The organism is Glutamicibacter sp. NPDC087661 (assembly GCF_044743275.1).
GTDB lineage: Bacteria > Actinomycetota > Actinomycetes > Actinomycetales > Micrococcaceae > Glutamicibacter.
This window is the reverse complement of sequence record NZ_JBIUWE010000002.1, coordinates 264,645-282,619: the sequence shown is the minus strand read 5'-3', so window position 1 is coordinate 282,619 and position 17,975 is coordinate 264,645. Positions and strand designations below refer to the sequence as shown.

Genomic DNA, 17,975 nt, shown 5'->3' with positions numbered 1-17,975 from the left:
ACCAGTTACCCGGCAATGCACCGGGTCTATTGCATGCTCACCTGCGACTACGTACGTTAGAGGATAAGCAGATCCGCGCTCCACATAGTGGACACATGGAGGAATCGATGACATCGAAGTTTCGGGATGACGCAGCCGCCGCCTTGGCTGCCGTCGTCAAGGATGGCATGACCATCGCAGTAGGCGGTTTCGGCCTCTCCGGCATCCCCAACCGCCTGATCACCGCACTGCGGGATTCGAAGGCAACCAACCTGACCATCGTGTCAAACAACATGGGCGTAGACGGCAAGGGGCTGGGCATCCTGCTGGAAAATAAGCAGGTCTCCAAGGTCCTGGCCTCCTACGTCGGGGAGAACAAGCTGTTCGCACAGCAGTTCCTCGATGGGGACCTGGAAGTTGAATTCTGCCCGCAGGGCACCTTGGCCGAGCGCTTGCGCGCTGGCGGGGTGGGCATTCCCGCCTTCTTCACCCCCACCGGCGTGGGAACTCCGATCGCCGAAGGCAAGGAAGTCATGGAATTCAACGGCAAGCCAGCGATCCTCGAGCGTGGCATCTTTGCCGATATCGCACTGGTCAAGGCGCACCAGGCCGACGCCGAAGGCAACCTGCGCTACCGGATGACCTCGAAGAACTTCAACCCGCTGGCCGCCATGTCCGGCCGCCATACCTTCGCCGAAGCCGAGGAAATTGTCGAGGGCTACCTGGATCCGTCGCTGGTGGAGACCCCCGGCATCTTCGTGCAGACCCTGGTGCAGGCCGATGCGGTCAAGGACATTGAACAGCGCACCGTGCGCAGCCGAAAGGAGGCCTGAGCATGTGGACACGCGATGAAATGGCGGCCATTGCCGCTAGCGAATTAACCGACGGCCAGTATGTGAATCTCGGTATTGGAATCCCCACGATGGTGGCCAATAACCTGCCGGAAGGCGTTTCGGTCAAGCTGCAAAGCGAAAACGGCCTGCTGGGCATGGGTCCCTTCCCCTATGAAGGTGAAGAAGATGCGGATCTGATCAATGCAGGCAAGCAGACCGTGACCATCCTGCCCGGCGGCAGCTTCTTCGATTCGGCGACCTCCTTCGGCATGATCCGCGGCGGCCACGTCCAGACCGCGATCCTCGGCGCCCTGCAAGTGGCCGCCAACGGTGATCTGGCCAATTGGACCATCCCGGGCAAGCTGGTCAAGGGCATGGGCGGCGCCATGGACCTGGTCGCCTGCACCCCGCGCGTGATCGTTCTGACCGATCACGTGGCCAAGGACGGGACATCCAAGATTGTGGAGAAATGCGACCTGCCGCTCACCGGAGTCGGCGTGGTCAACCGCATCATCACCGACCGAGCAGTGTTTGATATAGAAAACTCGACCTTGACCCTGCGTGCAGTAGCCCCGGGTGAAAGCGTGGAAACCATCAAGGACATCACGGCAGCAGAATTTGCCGTGGATATTGTGGAGGATCTGAAAGCATGACCGCAAAGATTGTGGGCTACGCCCGTACCCCATTCGTGAAATTCAACGGCGCCTTCGCCTCCGTCCCGGCCACCGAGCTCGGCGCCCATGCCGGCAAGGCCGCGCTGGAACGTGCCGGAGTTGATCCCAGCGAAGTCCAGCAAGTCATCGCCGGCCAGGTGCTGCAAGGTGGCGCCGGCCAGAACCCGGCCCGCCAATCCGCTGTGGGTGCCGGTATTGCGCTGGACGTTCCGGCCATCGCCGTGAATGCCGTATGCCTCTCAGGTGCCGAGGCCGTTGTGGCAGGGGCCCGCCTGATCGATAGCGGCGAGGCAGACGTTGTCCTGGCTATCGGCCAGGAATCCATGTCGCTGGCTCCGCACGTGCAGCGCGCCCGTGCCGGAACCAAATACGGTGCCATTGAACTGATTGACACCCTGGAATACGACGGCCTGACCGATGCTGCCGAGAAGCGTTCGATGGGCGCTTCCACCGAGGAGCACAATGCCAAGTTGTCGATGACCCGCGAGGCCCAGGATACGGTCTCGGCCGCATCCCACCAGCGCGCTGCCGCGGCCCGAGATTTCGCAGCCGGCGAGATTGCGCCATTTACCATTTCCAGCCGTCGCGGCGACACCACGATCAGCGAAGATGATGGCATCCGCGAAGCAACCACCGTGGAATCCTTGGGCAAGCTGCGTCCGGCCTTTGCCAAGGAAGGCACCATTACCGCGGGCAACTCCTCGCAGATCACCGACGGCGCAGCAGCCGTGGTGCTGGCCAGCGATGCGGCCATTGAGCGCCTGGGCCTGGAGCCGCTGGCTGAAATCCTCTCGCACGCTTTCGTTGCCGGCCCGGACCGCACCCTGCACGAGCAGCCATCCAATGCCATCAGCGCAGCCCTGGAGAAGGCCGGCGCCAAAGCCCAGGATCTGAAGGCCGTCGAAATCAATGAGGCGTTCGCCGCTGTTTCGGTGCAGTCCACCAAGGCACTGGGTCTCGATGCCTCCATCGTGAATCCGCATGGTGGCGCGATTGCCCTGGGCCACCCGATCGGCGCTTCCGGTGCACGCATCATTGGCACGTTGGCCCGCCAGCTCCACGAGATGCCGGCCGGCTCGCTGGGCGCCATCGGCATCTGCGGTGGCGGCGGCCAGGGCACCGCAATGGTGCTGCGTTCGCTGTAGCCGCTGTCCGATTAGCCGGTGCGGTTGGGTCTGTCGGGATCCAACCGCACCGGCTTTTCCTTTTACCGGTGAAGTGAAAGGCGGAACTCGCTCCTTAACCCGCCGCATGTTTCTTAACTGGACTTTGTTCTTCCACTTACTTGTTATGTAATTGGAAGGTCATATTCCAATTGTTCGACTTTAAGTTTCCAAGAACGCCCGGATGTGATGCCATCATCGCACCATGTGAGGACTCACCTTGGAAAATACGCAATTGCCTGATGATCCGAAGGTGCCACCGGCACCTTCGGATCCATTGCCAGCGCCGGCGGCACCGGCGAATCCGTTCCAGAATGCCGGGCAGAACCGGCAGGTCAGGAAATTCACCAACGCGGTCCTGGAACTGAAGTCCCGTGCCAGCCTGCAGCTTCTTGGATTCCAAGCCGGCGCCATTGCGGCCATTGGCATCGTCCTGGCTCTTTGCTACCTGATCCCCCTGGCCTCGATGGCCAAGGAGATCGGTGGCGGCAGCTCCGCTGAATTCAACGTGGCGTCCCAGCTCAATTCCTTCAAGGCCTTCATCATGGTCTTCGGTGCCGTCCTGGGCGGCGGGCTGAAGATCACCGGATCCGGAGGCGGATTCGGCATGTTCGGCGAGCTCAGCCTCGCATTCGCCCTCGTTTCGGTCACCTCCATCGTGGCAATCTGCGCCGCGAACTACCTGATCGTGCGCAAGCTGCGTCGTGGCGCACGCAACGGCGGATGGAAGAGCGCTGCATTGGCCTCCGGACTGCACGCGCTGGTCCTGTCATTGGTCTTCCTGGTCATTGCGCTCTTCGGGAAGCTCAGCATCCAGGGTGGCGAATTCTTCTCCGCCGCGGTGTCCCCGCGATATGCAGGTGTCTTCTTCACGATTGCCTTGGCCGTTTTCTTCTCGCAGTTCCTTGCCACCGCGCCCCAGCGCGCCAACGCCGGATCCCCATTGCTTACTGGGGTCCGCGAGGCCGTGGCCCTGGCTGTTTCGACCTTGGCCGCTTTCGCCTTGGTCGGCATCATTGCCGCATTCACCCAGCGTCCGGATGACATGCCCTGGAGCTTGGGCCTGATCCTGCTCCCGCTGCTGGGAACCATCGGTTCATATGTGGCAGCGCTGGGCTTCCTCGGGGCGCTGGCTCCGAATGTCTCCGGCATGGCCAGCTTCCTGGGCGAATACACCGCCGACGCCATGCCCGAATCCGTCCTGCGCATCTGGGATATCGCCGACGGCAAGGGTGCTTGGCTCCTGGTCCTGAGCGTCATCCTGGTACTCCTGGCGGCTATCCGTATTGGCGTGCACCGTGGTCGACTGGCCGCTGGCTTCAACCTGCAGCGCGCTTGGCAGCTGCCGGTAGCGGCTTTGGTCCTGTGGATGATTCTTGCCGGGCTGACCAACATCTCCCTGGGTGGCGCTATCACCGCCAACGAGATGGGCAACATGAGCGGCAGCATGTCCTACGGCATCACCTGGTACTCGGTGATCTTCTTGGCACTCGGGGCCGCAGCTGTCTCGCTGCTGGCAGAAATCCTGCCCTTGCAGGTCTACCGCTTCGCCCCATCCCTGCTGGCAGTGATTGCCGGCAAGGACGCCGCAGCGCGATGGATTTCCGGCCAGGCACCCGCCGTTGTTCCGGCTTCGCCGGTTGCAGCCGCACCCAGCCAGGCTGCTCCAGTTGCCGCCGCAGCCCAATCCACCCCTGCCGTGTCCGCCAACGGCCAGCCGATGGCTGGTGAACCGGCTCCGGCGCTGGCCCCGGCCTCGGAAGAATCCAAGAAGAAGGCCAAGGCCGTTGGCTTCTCGATTCTCGCGCTGGCAGTCATTGCCGGTCTGGGCTTCGGTGCCATCGCCTACCTGAACGGGCAGCGCAAGCCCGAAGCTGAAGTTGAGAAATACCTCGCGCTGCTTGCCGAGGGCCAGGCCGGCAAGGCGACCGAGATGGTCGACCCGGGGATCGACAACGCCTCGCGCGTCCTGCTCAGCGACGATGTCCTGGGCAACGCCAAGCAGCGCTTGGAACTCGTTGATGTCATCGAGGAATCCAAGGGCAAGGACTCGGCCCGTGTGCGAGCGATCTACTCCATCAACGGCGAGCGCCACGAACGCTCCTTCAATGTCGACGCGGGCGACAAGGACTTCGGCCTGCTCGATACCTGGGTGCTCAATGAAGCATTGATTGTTCCGGTGGAGATCACCTCCGATAAGAGCTCGGAAGTCACTGTCGGCAAGGCCAAGGTCAAGCTGCTTGAAAGCGAGGACTACTACGGCGAGGGACGTTCCTTCACCGGCAGCTTCTATGCCTACCCGGGCATCTATGATGTCTCAGCGCCTGGCAATGAATACCTGACGAGCGAAGCGCAGGAATTGCGCGTCAACCATCCTGATTCGCAGCCGGCACAGGCGGCGCTGGTTACGACCACCACCGAGAAGCTCGACGAGCTGGTTCTGGATGAGGTCAAGAAGTTCGCTACTGCCTGCGTGACCGTTCCAACCAACCTCGATGACGGTTGCCCGAGCACCTTGCAGTCCAAGGACATCGCATCGTTCTCTGTGAAGTCGCATGCTGAAAGCGTGGCCATCGAGGAATCGGGCAGTTTCTCAAGCTCCGAGATCGTCTTCAAGTACAAGCTCAATGACACGGAGTTCATTGATTACGACGAAGAAGAGCTCACCCGCAGCTTCACGGGCAGCGTGGATTGGTACGGCGAGAAGCCCCAGGTCACCGTCGAAGGCGCATCCTGGTGGTAAGCCGCTGCTTCAGCTGCTGCTAGCCCGCCGCTGACTAGAACGCAAAGCCGCGTGCCGGCCATGATCCATGGCCGGCACGCGGCTTTGCCCTTTGCTTCCTAATGCCACAGCGGTTCGCGCGAGACGTGGTTGACCAGTAGCTGCGCATCCAGCTCGACATAGGTTCCATTGGCCATGCGCGGATTGCTTTCGCCGGTGAGCGCGGCGATTACCGAGCAGATCAAGGCGCTATGGCTCACGACCATCACGTTCTGCCCGGGATGCTGATGGCAGATCTTGAACAATGCGTTCACTGCACGCCCCACCAGATGCTCTTCGGTTTCTCCGGTGCCAACCAGCAGCTGGCGCTGTTCGTCGGCGCCATCGGCCACCAGGGTGCCTTCGAGATCGCCGAAGTCCTGCTCCATCAGTTCCTGGTTTTCGTGCAGGGCACGGATGCCCAGGCTATTGGCGAGGATCTGCGCTGTTTGGCGGGCACGGAACAACGGGGAGGAATACACCGCGTCCCAAGTACCTTCGGGTGCCAGCTCGGTGGCCAGCTGCTGGGCTTGGCGGATGCCGGTATCGTTCAGTGGCAGGTCGCTGCGTCCATGCAGGCGTCCTGCCTTGTTCCATTCGGTCTGTCCGTGGCGGATCAGGATCAGGTTCTTTGCGCTCATCGTCTTCTTCTTTCTGGCATGCACCGAAGCAACAGGTGCCCGGTGCGAAGTAGTGTTCTTGAAGTCAGTTGCCGGTCTGCGAACTCTTGACCGGCGCTGGCAGCGGGGTGCTCGCGTGCAGCGCGGCGTACTGGCCGCTGGTTGCAGCGAACGCGTCGACCGATTTCGCCCCGACCTTGATGACATTGAATCCCGCTGCGGGCTCGTCAACGATCTGCGTCGGGGCAAATGGATTCATGTTGTAGGACACTGCAGGAGCCATGAACACCGGGGTGCTCAACAGCTGGCTGGTGGACGCCTGATGGTAGTGGCCGCAAAGGATTGCACGGATATCGCTTCCGGCGGCGATGGCCGCCAGCTCCATCGGGTTCTCCAGCCCGCGGCCGGCGCGGGCTTCATTGGCGGCTTCCACCGGAGGATGGTGCAGCAGAAGCAGGGATCCGCGCGGCGCCGGAACCGCCAGCAGCGAGGCAAGCCAATCGAGCTGCCGCTGTTCCAAGCGTCCCCGGGCCAACTGGAATCCCCCGCTGTCCAAGCCGATAATCCGAAGCCCCAGGACCTCGTGCACCGTGTCGGCTGGATGCGGACCGGTGGACAGACGCCTGGTGTTGAAGGATTCTCCAATCGCGCCCAACGGATCATGGTTGCCCGGAATGGTGATGACCGGGCAATCCAGTTCGCGCTGGGCCTGGTTGAAGATCCCTGCGGCCCGCTCATGGATGTCCGAACCGCGGTCTGCGATATCGCCGGTCACCACAATGGCATCCGGATCCAGGCACGCGGCTGCTTCCAGCGCCTGTTCTGTTCGTTGCCACGAATCAATGGATCCGTGAAGCAGCTGCCCTTCGGGACGCAGGTGGGTGTCGCTCAATTGGATTATCGTCAGAGGTTCCATTTTTTCCTCCTTCACGGCTGCTGCATATCATCCCATTGAACGCCGGGGTTCTGGCCAGCAGGTGAACAGGGCGTCGACGCCATATGAAGTCCTGAAGAATCGGGGTTTTGCCGATAATCGGACAAATCGGCCATGGAAGGCAGGTAAAACTGGCTGACACATGCTTTCTGGCGCATATGAACGGCGAGTAGCATCCAAAACGACTAATCTTAGAAGAGAAGATTTGAATCCACCGAGGAGCTATATCCATGACCGGCAGCAAAGTCGTCGCCTTTGGCCACTTCCAGCCAGAGCGCATCGTCCCTAACACCGAGCTGGAAAAGTTGGTGGAAACCAGCGATGAATGGATCACCCGACGTGTCGGCATCGAAGAACGCCGCTGGGGAACCGGTGTTGAAACCGTAGACTCCATGGCCATCAAGGCCGCAGAGATGGCGCTGGGCAACGCAGCTGGCATCAAGGCAGCCGATATCGACATGATCATCGTCGCCACCTGCACCGCTACGGACCGTTCGCCGAACATGGCCGCACGCGTAGCTAACGCCCTGGGCATGGACCAAGGGCCGGCAGCGGTGGACGTGAACGTGGCTTGCGCAGGCTTTGCCCACGCCGTTGGCCTGGCCCAGGGCGCCATTGCCGCTGGCTCGGCGACGAATGCCCTGGTTATCGGCTCGGAGATGCTCACCGACTACACCGACTTCACCGATCGCACCACCTGCGTGCTGACCGCGGACGGCGCTGGCGCTTTCGTGATCACCGCATCGGAAGACAACGGCATCTCGCCGGTGGTCTGGGGTTCGGTTCCATCCCTGTCCGATGCAGTGCGCATCGAAGAAGAAAACAACATGAAGTTCGCGCAGAACGGCCAGAGCGTTTACCGCTGGACCGTCACGCAGCTGCCGAAGATCGCTTCGAAAATCATCGACCGTGCCGGCATGAAGCCTGAGGAGCTGGATGCCGTTGTCCTGCACCAGGCCAACCTGCGCATCATCGAGCCATTGGCAGAGAAGATCGGCGCACCGAACGCGCGCGTGGCCACCGATGTGGTGTACTCGGGCAACACTTCGGCCGCTTCGGTTCCGCTGGCTCTTTCCAAGTTGATGGCTTCGGATGAGCCATTGCCTTCGGGTTCCAAGGCGTTGCTCTTCGCTTTCGGTGGCGGCCTGGCTTACGCCGGCCAGATCATCACGATCCCTTAAGTATTTCGCCATGAGTGGGCGCTACGGCATTTTGCCGTGGCGCCCACTAGTGCTTTAACGGTGCCTTCCGCATCAGCCTAAAAAGCTGCTCCGAACCCCTTGCAACAACGCGTTAGTGACTGCTAACGTATTTTTCATGCTTGATCTACTGGAAGTCGCTTCCGAGCCAACGCGCAGGCGCTTGATTCAGTTGCTGGGTTCCGGGGAACGCACGGTGACGGAACTGGCCGCGAACTTCGCCGTCAGCCGCTCCGCCATCTCGCAACACCTGCTGCTGTTGATTGACGTAGGACTGCTGCAAGCCCGCAAGGATGGCCGCAGCCGCTACTACTCGCTGGACCCTGCAGGCATCACGAAGCTCAAGGCCCTCCTTGACTCGTTCTGGAATACCGAACTCGACCTGCTCGTTGCCGAGGCCGCCGAATTGGCGTCGTTCAATGGGCCACCGCACCAGCCACCAGGGGAAAAGCCATGAGCTTTGAACGAACAGTCATCCTCCCCGTTGACGCCGACACCGCCTTTGCACTGGTCACCAACCGGGAACGCCTTCGCCGCTGGCAAACCGTTGCCAACCGCGTTGACCTGCAGACCGGCGGCAGCTACCGCTTCACCATGGGTCCGGGCCACCAGGCCTCGGGCACTTTCACCGAAATCGAGCCCGGCAAGCGCCTGGTCTTCACCATGGGATGGGAAGGTTCGGATGCCGTTCCGCCCGGCGATTCGACGGTTTTCATCAACCTGGAACCGCTGGATCAGGGCACGGCCCTGACCTTGCGCCATGAGGGGCTGGACGCCGAGCAGTCCTCGGGCCACGCCGAGGGATGGAACCACTTCCTGGATCGGCTGAAGGAGTTTGCCGAAACCGGCGAAGCAGCCATCGACGAGTGGAACGCCGTGCCCGAGCCGCAGAATCCGATCGTTTCCGCCGAGGGCTCCGTGGCAGCCCTGCAGTTCATCCTGAACAACATCTGCGCAGCGGACCTGGCCAAAGCCACTCCCTGCTCCGAGTTCTCCGTGAGCGAGCTGCTGGATCACCTTGCGGGTTCGGTCTCGATGATCGGCGGTGCCCTGGGCGCTGCGGTATCCGATGACCCGGCCCTGGCGCCGGAAGCACGCATCGCCAACCTGGTGCAGCCGACCCTGGAGGCTTTTGCCGCTCGCGGCGTTGCCGGCGAGATTGATCTCGGATTCGCTGTCATGCCGGCTTCAGTGGTTGCCGGGATCCTGAATCTGGAACTGATGGTTCACGGGTGGGACTTCGCCCAGGCGACCGGCCAGGAGTTCGCGATCCATCCTGGCCACGCGGAATACGTACTGGGCTTGGCACGTAAGACTGTGGGACCGGCTCAGCGCACCTCCGGTTCCTTCGCGGAAGAAACCATGGTCGCCGAATCCGCCAGCAGCCTGGATCGCCTGATTGCGTTCACCGGCCGCGTTCCCGCAGGAGCCTGAGGACCTCCCATGGTTGATGCCTCCACGAGCATCGCTATCGACCGGCCACGTTCGGTGGTGGCCGGCTACGCGATGAACCCGCTGAACGCTCCGGCGTGGTACCGGAATATCCACTCGGTGCGCCGGCTGGATCCCCATGGCTTCGGCCTCGGATCACGCACCGCCTTCGAAGCCAGGTTCCTTGGACGGAAGCTTTCCTACACCTACGAAGTCACCAGGTTCGCGCAGAACGAGGAACTGGTCATGGCCACCGCGCAGGGCCCGTTTCCCATGCGCACCACCTATCGCTTCGAAGCGATAGGGCCAACGGCGACCCGGGTCCAGCTGCGCAATGACGGCGAGCCAACTGGCTTCGGCAAACTGGCCGGCCCGCTGATGGAAATGATGATGCGGCGAGCCAATATGGCTGATCTCCGGGCGCTGAAAAGCATCCTGGAGAAAGACTGAGGACCAGCGGCGAACACCGCGGATACCTTGCCTGTGGCATCGTGTCCGCGGTGTTCGCGCGTCACTGACCTGAGCATTCCCGATTGCTCCAGTTCTCGACTTGACGTTAAGTGGATCACACCCCAGACTGGTACACGTGAACCTGTCTGACAGCTGGACACCCGGACAGCAACCGATCGAACGACGATCCGCTGCCGAAGGCGTCTTCCATGCACTCCGCCTAGCCATTGAAGCCCAGGAAATCGCCATCGGTGCGAAACTGGGATCCGAAGCTGCCCTCGCGGCCGACTACGGCGTGAGCCGCTCGGTCATCCGCGAAGCGCTGCGCTCCTGCGCGGCCCTGGGCCTGACCCGCACCGAAACCGGGCGCGGCACCTTCGTGGTCTCCCACCGGCCCACCCGCGAGCTGAAACTGGGCACGTTCTCCTCCGACGACCTGCACGAAGCCCGTCCGCATATCGAGATCCCGGCTGCCACCCTCGCCGCCACCCGGCGCACCGCCGAGGACCTGGAGCGGATCAGCGGGCTGATCGAGGCGATGGAGCAGGAAGACGACCCGGCAGCCTGGGTCGAGCTGGACGCCGCCTTCCATGCCGCGATCGCCCAGGCCAGCGGCAACTCGGTGTTCTCCAAGGTCGTCGCGGACATCCGCGAGGCCATGGCCCGCCAGTCCGAAACCGTGAACCTGGTTGCCGGCCGCCGGTCGCCGTCGAACTCGGAGCACCAGGAAATCTACCAGGCCATCGCCGCCCAAGACCCGCAAGCGGCCAACAATGCGATGGCCAAGCACCTCAATGCGGTGCAGCAAGCAGTATCCACCATAGTCAGGAGCAAGAAGTGACCCCCGCCGATCCCCAGACCCTGCGCGCTTCGCTGGTCGTTGAGGCACTGCCGCAGCACGAACCGCTGGTCATCGCCACCCGCGGCGAGGCCGTGGAGTCCATCCACTACGGCTCGGCCGTGCTGCTGGATCCCGCCGGCTCCATCGCCGCCAGCCGCGGCGATGCCCAGGCCGCGTTCTACCCGCGCTCGGCGCTCAAGCCGCTGTTCGCCGTGGGCATGCTGCGCGCCGGACTGCAGCTCGACGACCAGCAGCTGGCCTTGGCCTCGGCCAGCCACTCCGGGAGCCCGCGCCACCTGCAGGTCGCCGAATCCACGCTGGCCGCCGCCGGCCTGGACCACACAGCGCTGCGCAATTCCACCGACCTGCCCTACGGCGTTGCCGAGCGCCAGGACTACCTGGCCGCTGGCGGCAAGGCCACCGCGCTCGCGCAGAACTGCTCGGGCAAGCACGCCGCACTGGCGGCCCTGTGCGAGCTCAAGGGCTGGGACACCGCCAACTACCTGCACGACGAGCGCCTCCTGCAGCTGCTGCAGGACACCGTGGAGGATCTTTCGGGCGAACAGATCTCCGGGGTGAGCACCGACGGCTGCGGCACCCCGGTCTACCGGATGACCCTGGCCGGATTGGCCCGCGCCTTCGGCAAGCTGGCCAGCGCCGCGCAAGGCACCGCCGAGGCACGCGTGGCCGCGGCAATGGCCGGCTACCCGGAACTGGTAGCCGGCGTTGGCCGCGATGTCACCGCCCTGATGCGCGCGGTGCCCGGCTCCGTGGCCAAGGACGGTTTCGAGGGCATCCAGGCCGTGGGCCTGCCCGATGGCAGCGCGCTGGCCGTGAAGATCGCCGACGGCTCGGACCGCGCCCGGATGCCGATCACCGCCAAGCTGCTCGCCGAGCACCTCGGCTCCGAGGCCGCGATCGCCCTTGAACCGCTGGCTACCAGCCCGGCCTTCGGCGGCGGTGCGCCCGTGGGCCTGCTGGCCGCACTGTAGTTTTTTCCGTTCCAACCATTTCAACGAATCCTGGAGAAGAATCCACCATGCCTGAAACCTTGCTCAGCGGCCAGACCCGCAGCGAGCATGACCTGATCGGCGACCGCGATATCCCGGCGGATGCCTACTGGGGCGTGCACACGCTGCGCGCCAAGGAGAACTTCGACATCACCGGCACCGAGCTGTCCGGCAACCCGCACCTGATCCGCGCATTGGCGCGCGTGAAGCAGGCCGCGGCGCGTGCCAACCACGAGCTGGGGCTGCTGGACGCCCAGCGCGCGAACGCCATCGACCAGGCCTGCGAGGCCATCGCCGGCGGGGCGCTGCATGAGCAGTTCATCATCGACCCGATCCAGGGCGGGGCCGGCACCAGCACGAACATGAACGCCAACGAGGTCATCGCCAACCTGGCGCTGGAAATCCTGGGCCATGCCAAGGGCGAGTACTCCTTCTTGCACCCCAACGACCATGTGAACCTCTCGCAGTCCACCAACGACGCCTACCCGACCGCGGTGAACATCGCCACGCACTTCGCCACCCAGCCGCTGCTGGCAGCCATCGAGGTGCTGCAGGATTCGTGCATCGCCAAGGCCGCCGAGTTCCGCACCGTGGTGAAGATGGGCCGCACCCAGCTGCAGGACGCCGTGCCGATGACCGTGGGCCAGGAGTTCCGCGGCTGGGCCGTGACCCTGGGCGAGGACCGGGCGCGGCTGGAGGAATCGCTGTGCCTGGTCACCGAGATCAACCTCGGCGCCACCGCCATCGGCACCGGGCTGAACGCCCCGGCCGGCTATGCCGAGGCCGCCTGCCGCCACCTGCGCGAGCTGACCGGCCTGCCGCTGACCACCAGCCCGGACCTGATCGAAGCCACTTCGGATGTGGGCGCGTTCGTGCACCTCTCGGGCGTGCTCAAGCGCGTGGCGCTGAAGATCTCCAAGATCTGCAACGACCTGCGCCTGCTCTCCTCCGGTCCGCGCGCGGGCCTGAACGACCTGCAGCTGCCGGCCGTGCAGTCCGGCTCCTCGATCATGCCCGGCAAGGTCAACCCGGTGATCCCGGAAGTGGTCAGCCAGATCGCCTACCAGGTGGTGGGCCACGACTTGACCGTGACCATGGCCGCCGAGGGCGGGCAGCTGCAGCTGAACGCCTTCGAGCCGGTGATTGTGCACTCGATCGGGCTCTCCCTGAAGCACCTGGCCAACGGCTGCCTGACCCTGGCGCACAAGTGCATCGACGGGATCACCGTGGACGAGCAGGCGCTGCGCCGCGAGGTGGAGAACTCCATCGGCCTGGTCACCGCGCTGAACCCGCGGCTGGGCTACGCGGCATCCACCTCGGTGGCCCTCGAAGCGCTGCACACCGGGCGCGGCGTGGCCGAGCTGGTGCTCGAACGCGGCCTGCTCTCGGCCGAAGACCTCAATGAGTTGCTCTCCCCCGAGCGCCTCGCCAACCTCACCGACTAGATCCGAGGAATCATATGGATAATTCCACTCCGCACGCCACCGCGGCGCACGTCCCCGATGCCGCGCTGACGGCCGGCGACAACGATTACCACAAGGGCCTGTCCTCCCGGCAGATGCAGATGATCGCCATTGGCGGCGCCATCGGCACCGGGCTGTTCATGGGTGCCGGCGGCCGGTTGGCCGAAGCCGGACCGGGCATTGTCATCAGCTACGCAGTCTGCGGCTTCTTCGCCTTCCTGATCCTGCGGGCGCTGGGCGAACTGGTCATGCACCGCCCGTCCACCGGTTCCTTCGTGTCCTACGCCCGCGAGTTCTACGGCGAGAAGGCGGCCTTCGCCACCGGCTGGCTGTACTGGCTGAACTGGGTAATGACCGCCATTGTCGATATCACCGCGGTGGCCCTGTACATGGGCTTCTTCGGCAAGTACGTGGGGTGGATCAGCTCGGTGCCCCAGTGGCTCTGGGCGCTGCTGGCGCTGGCCGTGGTGCTGGCCATGAACCTGATCTCGGTCAAGGCCTTCGGCGAGATGGAATTCTGGTTCGCACTGGTCAAGGTCGTGGCCCTGGTGGCCTTCCTGATCATTGGCTGCTACTTCGTCATCTTCGGCACGCCGCTGGCAGGACATGAGGTCGGCTTCTCGCTGCTCAGCTCCAATGGCGGGCTGCTGCCCAATGGCCTGCTGCCGGTGCTGGTGCTGATGCAGGGCGTGGTCTTCTCCTATGCTTCCATCGAGCTGATCGGCACCGCCGCGGGCGAAACGGAGAATCCGGAAAAGGTCATGCCCAAGGCGATCAACACCGTGATCATCCGCATCGCCGTATTCTACGTCGGCTCGCTGGTGCTGCTCTCGCTGCTGCTGCCCTACACCGCGTACAGCGCCGGGGAATCGCCGTTCGTGACCTTCTTCGGATCCATCGGCGTGCAGGGCATGGACGTGGTGATGAACCTGGTGGTGCTCACCGCGGCGCTGTCCTCGCTGAACGCCGGGCTCTACTCCACCGGGCGCATCATGCGCTCCATGTCATTGAACGGCTCGGCGCCGAAATTCGCCGGGCGGATGAACAAGGCCGGGGTTCCCTACGGCGGCATCGTGATCACCGCTGTGGTGGCCGTGTTCGGCGTGGTGCTCAACGCCGTGGTCCCGGCCAAGGCCTTCGAGATCGTGCTGAACTTCGCGGCCATCGGCATCATTGCCTCCTGGGGGATGATCGTGCTGTGCCAGATGGCGCTGGTGAAGTCCGCCAAGCGCGGCGAGCAGCAGCGCCCCGGCTTCCGGATGCCGCTGGCTCCGGTCTCCGGCTGGGTCACCCTGGGCTTCCTGGCCCTGGTGCTGGTGATGATGGCCTTCGATAATCCCATCGGCACCTGGACCATTGCCTCGCTGGTGGTCATCATCCCGTTGATCATCGGCGGCTGGTACTTGTGCCGCGGACGGATCAACGAGATCGCCAAGGCGCGGCTGCACAACGAGCAGCCGGCCAACCAGCGGTAGCAGGATCCCGGGACCGGCCCGGAAGCAGCCTAGAGCTGCTTCCGGGCCGGTCTTTTCTTGCGTTCCGGGCTTGGCCTAGCCCTTGACCGGCTGCACGCTGAGCAGGATTTCGCGCACCAACGCGTATTCCTGGGTATCCAGGAACTGCTGTGCCTGCTGCTTCACCGGGTCATCCGGGACGCCGTGGTCTTCCAGATAGTCCTCTTCGACCCACATCATCGGCGACTGCTCGCCGACCTTGAAGAAGTTCAGATCCGGGTTCTCATTGCGCTGGGCGAGCACTTGGTCATCGACCAGGGCAATATCGAACCCGGAATCCTTCTCGCCATCTTCCTGGCTGGTCGATTCCCAGAACTCGGCAATGAGGCTGGCGGGATGGAAGCCGGTGCCAGCTCCGGGGTCCGGCAGCTCTTCGCGGTCCAGTAGCTCCCGCTCGTACAGCGACATGTCCCCATCCGGCGAGGTTGCCGTGGTGGGGATCAGCGTGAGCACATGCTTGCCCTGCGCGTCCTTGATCTCCCATTCATCCCATTCGGTGCATTCACCCTCGCAGTCATCCCCGGTGGCGGTCCACTGCTCCGGGGTCATGAACTGGATGCTATGCACTTCATGCTCTTGGCTCAGCTCGGGCGCCGCCGTGCTTGGCGCATCCGGGCTTTCGGCGCTTGACGATGGGCTGGATTCGGGGCTCGAAGCCTCCGGCGAGCTGGCACTTGCCGATGGCGATGTGCCGCTTGGCGCAGGTTCCTGACTGGGTGTCGAGTCCGGCTGGGCTCCCTGGCAGGCAGCCAGCATCAGGGCTGCTGCGCACATCATCGGGAGCGCGCCGAGACGGGTTCTGGCACGGTTCATCTTTTCCAACTCCTTGATCCATGATCCGGTCATGCAGCTGACATCGCGAGCTCCCCCATTGAATTCATCCTCCACTCAATTGCAGGTTTTTCCAATAGCGGCGGCATCACGCCTTGGTTGCAAGTTGTCCCGGTCTTGTTGCCGATGCCAGGTAATTTTCGATTTCCGGTAGTGCCCAGCCGCGAACAGTGGCAAGATATGTGAAGTGGAACACTCTAAGCATTCATTTCATAATTTAGATTCATTTATTGGCCTGGGCCGCCTCGGCGACCTGGCGCTCTCCCCCGACGGCACCAAGCTCGTCACCACCCTCAGCGAGCTTTCCGAGGACGGGACGAAATACGAAAGCGCCCTTTGGTCGCTGGATCCCAAAGGCGAAGCACCAGCACGCAGGCTGACATTCGGCGAGCACGGCGAATCGCAACCGCAGTTCACCGCCAACGGCGACCTGCTCTTCGTGGCCAAGCGCTCGTCGAAGGAAGACGCCAAGGCCGAAGGCTGGATCCTGCCGGTAGCAGGAGGCGAAGCCCGCTCGGTGATTTCCCACCCTGCCGGGGTGCAGTCCTTGCGGATCTGCCAGCAGTCCCCGCAGACCATCGTGCTGCGCGCCTCGGCCTTCTCCCGCGCCAAGGACCTGGACGCCGAAGCGGCACTGCGCACCGGCCGCAAGGACAAGAAGGTCTCGGCGATCCTGCACACCGGCTACCCGGTCCGCTACTGGGACGAAGATCTGGGCCCGTCCACCCCGCACTACTACACCGGGTCCCTGCCGGGCCTGCAGGACGCCACCAGTACCCAGCTCACCGACCTCACCCCGGGCATCGGCGCGAATCTGGAGGATACCTCCTACGACGTTGCTTCCAATGGCAGTTTCCTGGTCACCGAATGGCAGGTTCCCGAAGGCCGGGCTTCCTCAGCCCCGGGAGTGATGCGCATCGACCTGCACACCGGCGCCCACGAGATGCTGCTGGCCCCCGATGCCCAGTACGAATATACGCTGGGCAAGATCAGCCCGGATTCAACCCAGCTGGCCTACGCCCGCTGGGAGCGTTCCACCGCCGATACCGCCCCGGTCTTCGAGTTGTGGCTGATGGATCTGGCCGACGGCGCCACCCACCGGATCGCCGCCGGCTGGGACCGCTGGGTCAATGACCTGCAGTGGGTTCCCAACGGGCGCTCGCTGCTGCTGACCGCCGATGACAACGGCCACGCACCGGTCTTCCATCTGAGCCTGTACAACGACAAGATCACCCGGCTCACCGATGACGGCGCGTACACCGATCTGGCCATCAGCAGCGACTCGCGTACCGCCTACGCGCTTCGTTCCAGCTACCTGTACCCGGCCGAACCGGTGGCCATCGACCTGGCGCACACCGGGGACCTGGAGCCGGGCGAATTCGCGGCCTTGACCGAGCTGCGTTCCCCGGTCTCCCGCCCGGCCCTGCCCGGAACGCTCACCGAGGTGTCAGCCACCGCCGATGACGGGTCGAGCATCCGCGCCTGGCTGGCCCTGCCCGCCACCGCTTCTGCCGCCGACAAGGCGCCGCTGCTGCTGTGGATCCATGGCGGGCCGCTGGGCTCGTGGAATGCCTGGAGCTGGCGCTGGAGCCCATGGCTGCTGGTGGCCCAGGGGTATGCCGTGCTGCTGCCGGATCCGGCCCTGTCCACCGGCTACGGCCAGGAGTTCATCCAGCGCGGCTGGGGCCGCTGGGGCCAGGAACCGTACACGGACCTGCTGGCCATCACCGATGCCGCCGAGGCGCGGCCGGACATCGATGAAACCCGCACCGCCGCCATGGGCGGCTCCTTCGGCGGCTACATGGCCAACTGGGTGGCTGGGCACACCGACCGCTTCAAGGCCATCGTCACCCATGCCAGCCTGTGGGCGCTGGAAGGCTTCGGCAAGACCACCGACGCCGCGTTCTACTGGACCCGCGAGATGAGCCCCGAAATGCGCGAGCAGAACTCGCCGCATCATTCGGTGGGCAGCATCGTCACCCCGATGCTGGTCATCCATGGCGACAAGGACTACCGGGTGCCCATCGGCGAGGGCCTGCGCCTGTGGTACGAGCTGCTGGCCGATTCGGGGCTGCCCCAGAAGGAAGACGGCAGCACCGAGCACCAGTTCCTGTACTTCCCGGATGAGAACCACTGGGTGCTGTCCCCGCAGCACGCCAAGATCTGGTACCAGGTAGTCACCGAGTTCCTCTCCCAGAAGGTGCTGGGCAACGCGCCGCAGGAACTGCCCGAGCTGCTGGGCTAGAACCGCGCAGTGCCGGACTGCCGGGGC

General features: G+C 63.9%; 16 protein-coding genes. 13 read left to right on the top strand and 3 right to left on the bottom strand.

The annotated features are described in order from the left end of the window. The first annotated feature begins 107 nt into the window (after positions 1-107). From ACIOTN_RS08115 to ACIOTN_RS08100, 4 genes are all read left to right on the top strand, one after another. The gene (locus ACIOTN_RS08115; RefSeq protein ID WP_402735112.1) at positions 108-812 is read left to right on the top strand and encodes a CoA transferase subunit A; all 705 of its coding nucleotides are present in this window, start codon (positions 108-110) and stop codon (positions 810-812) included. A gap of 2 nt (positions 813-814) precedes the next feature. Next, complete coding sequence (locus ACIOTN_RS08110; RefSeq protein WP_402735111.1) at positions 815-1,465, top strand: 3-oxoacid CoA-transferase subunit B; 651 nt, start codon at positions 815-817, stop codon at positions 1,463-1,465. Next, positions 1,462-2,631: an acetyl-CoA C-acyltransferase gene (locus ACIOTN_RS08105; RefSeq protein ID WP_402735110.1), complete on the top strand. Its 1,170-nt coding sequence runs from the start codon at positions 1,462-1,464 to the stop codon at positions 2,629-2,631. The genes ACIOTN_RS08110 and ACIOTN_RS08105 overlap by 4 nt, the downstream gene beginning before the upstream one ends. 238 nt (positions 2,632-2,869) lie before the next feature. After that, positions 2,870-5,392 carry a hypothetical protein gene (locus ACIOTN_RS08100; RefSeq protein WP_402735109.1) on the top strand — a complete coding sequence of 841 codons (2,523 nt, stop codon included), beginning with the start codon at positions 2,870-2,872 and terminating at the stop codon, positions 5,390-5,392. A gap of 98 nt (positions 5,393-5,490) precedes the next feature. On the opposite strand, the gene ACIOTN_RS08095 is transcribed toward ACIOTN_RS08100, so the two are convergent. Together ACIOTN_RS08095 and ACIOTN_RS08090 are read right to left on the bottom strand one after the other, a co-directional pair. Next, positions 5,491-6,051, bottom strand: a complete 561-nt coding sequence (locus tag ACIOTN_RS08095) for a histidine phosphatase family protein (protein ID WP_105662014.1) — start codon at positions 6,049-6,051, stop codon at positions 5,491-5,493. Between the two features lie 64 nt (positions 6,052-6,115). Continuing rightward, a complete protein-coding gene (locus ACIOTN_RS08090) occupies positions 6,116-6,946 on the bottom strand; it encodes a metallophosphoesterase family protein (RefSeq protein WP_402735108.1) in 831 nt (276 codons plus the stop codon). 248 nt (positions 6,947-7,194) lie between these two features. Here ACIOTN_RS08090 and ACIOTN_RS08085 point away from each other — a divergent pair, with 248 nt between their 5' ends. The 8 genes from ACIOTN_RS08085 (at position 7,195) to ACIOTN_RS08050 (ending at position 14,833) form a co-directional block, all read left to right on the top strand. Continuing rightward, positions 7,195-8,145 carry a beta-ketoacyl-ACP synthase III gene (locus ACIOTN_RS08085; protein ID WP_402735107.1) on the top strand — a complete coding sequence of 317 codons (951 nt, stop codon included), beginning with the start codon at positions 7,195-7,197 and terminating at the stop codon, positions 8,143-8,145. Positions 8,146-8,281: 136 nt separating this feature from the next. Continuing rightward, the gene (locus ACIOTN_RS08080) at positions 8,282-8,620 is read left to right on the top strand and encodes a helix-turn-helix transcriptional regulator (RefSeq protein WP_105656228.1); all 339 of its coding nucleotides are present in this window, start codon (positions 8,282-8,284) and stop codon (positions 8,618-8,620) included. Continuing rightward, complete coding sequence (locus tag ACIOTN_RS08075) at positions 8,617-9,597, top strand: TIGR03086 family metal-binding protein (protein ID WP_402735106.1); 981 nt, start codon at positions 8,617-8,619, stop codon at positions 9,595-9,597. The genes ACIOTN_RS08080 and ACIOTN_RS08075 overlap by 4 nt, the downstream gene beginning before the upstream one ends. A 9-nt stretch (positions 9,598-9,606) precedes the next feature. Continuing rightward, entirely contained in the window at positions 9,607-10,044 is a 438-nt protein-coding gene (locus ACIOTN_RS08070) for an SRPBCC family protein (RefSeq protein WP_402696875.1), read from the top strand. A gap of 136 nt (positions 10,045-10,180) precedes the next feature. Then, on the top strand, positions 10,181-10,885 hold the full coding sequence (locus tag ACIOTN_RS08065) for a FadR/GntR family transcriptional regulator (RefSeq protein WP_105656225.1): 705 nt from the start codon (positions 10,181-10,183) through the stop codon (positions 10,883-10,885). Continuing rightward, positions 10,882-11,877 carry an asparaginase gene (locus tag ACIOTN_RS08060; RefSeq protein WP_286134627.1) on the top strand — a complete coding sequence of 332 codons (996 nt, stop codon included), beginning with the start codon at positions 10,882-10,884 and terminating at the stop codon, positions 11,875-11,877. Before ACIOTN_RS08065 ends, ACIOTN_RS08060 begins: the two co-directional genes overlap by 4 nt. Positions 11,878-11,924: 47 nt before the next feature. After that, positions 11,925-13,340, top strand: coding sequence for an aspartate ammonia-lyase (locus ACIOTN_RS08055; protein ID WP_402735105.1), 1,416 nt, complete (start codon positions 11,925-11,927; stop codon positions 13,338-13,340). Between the two features lie 14 nt (positions 13,341-13,354). After that, positions 13,355-14,833, top strand: a complete 1,479-nt coding sequence (locus tag ACIOTN_RS08050; RefSeq protein ID WP_105656223.1) for an amino acid permease — start codon at positions 13,355-13,357, stop codon at positions 14,831-14,833. A gap of 75 nt (positions 14,834-14,908) precedes the next feature. On the opposite strand, the gene ACIOTN_RS08045 is transcribed toward ACIOTN_RS08050, so the two are convergent. Beyond that, a complete protein-coding gene (locus tag ACIOTN_RS08045) occupies positions 14,909-15,685 on the bottom strand; it encodes a hypothetical protein (protein ID WP_402735104.1) in 777 nt (258 codons plus the stop codon). Between the two features lie 205 nt (positions 15,686-15,890). On the opposite strand from ACIOTN_RS08045, the gene ACIOTN_RS08040 reads away from it, so the two are divergent. Next, positions 15,891-17,948 (top strand): S9 family peptidase, encoded by a 2,058-nt coding sequence (locus ACIOTN_RS08040; RefSeq protein ID WP_402735103.1) that lies wholly within the window; start codon positions 15,891-15,893, stop codon positions 17,946-17,948. The last annotated feature ends 27 nt before the right edge of the window (positions 17,949-17,975 follow it).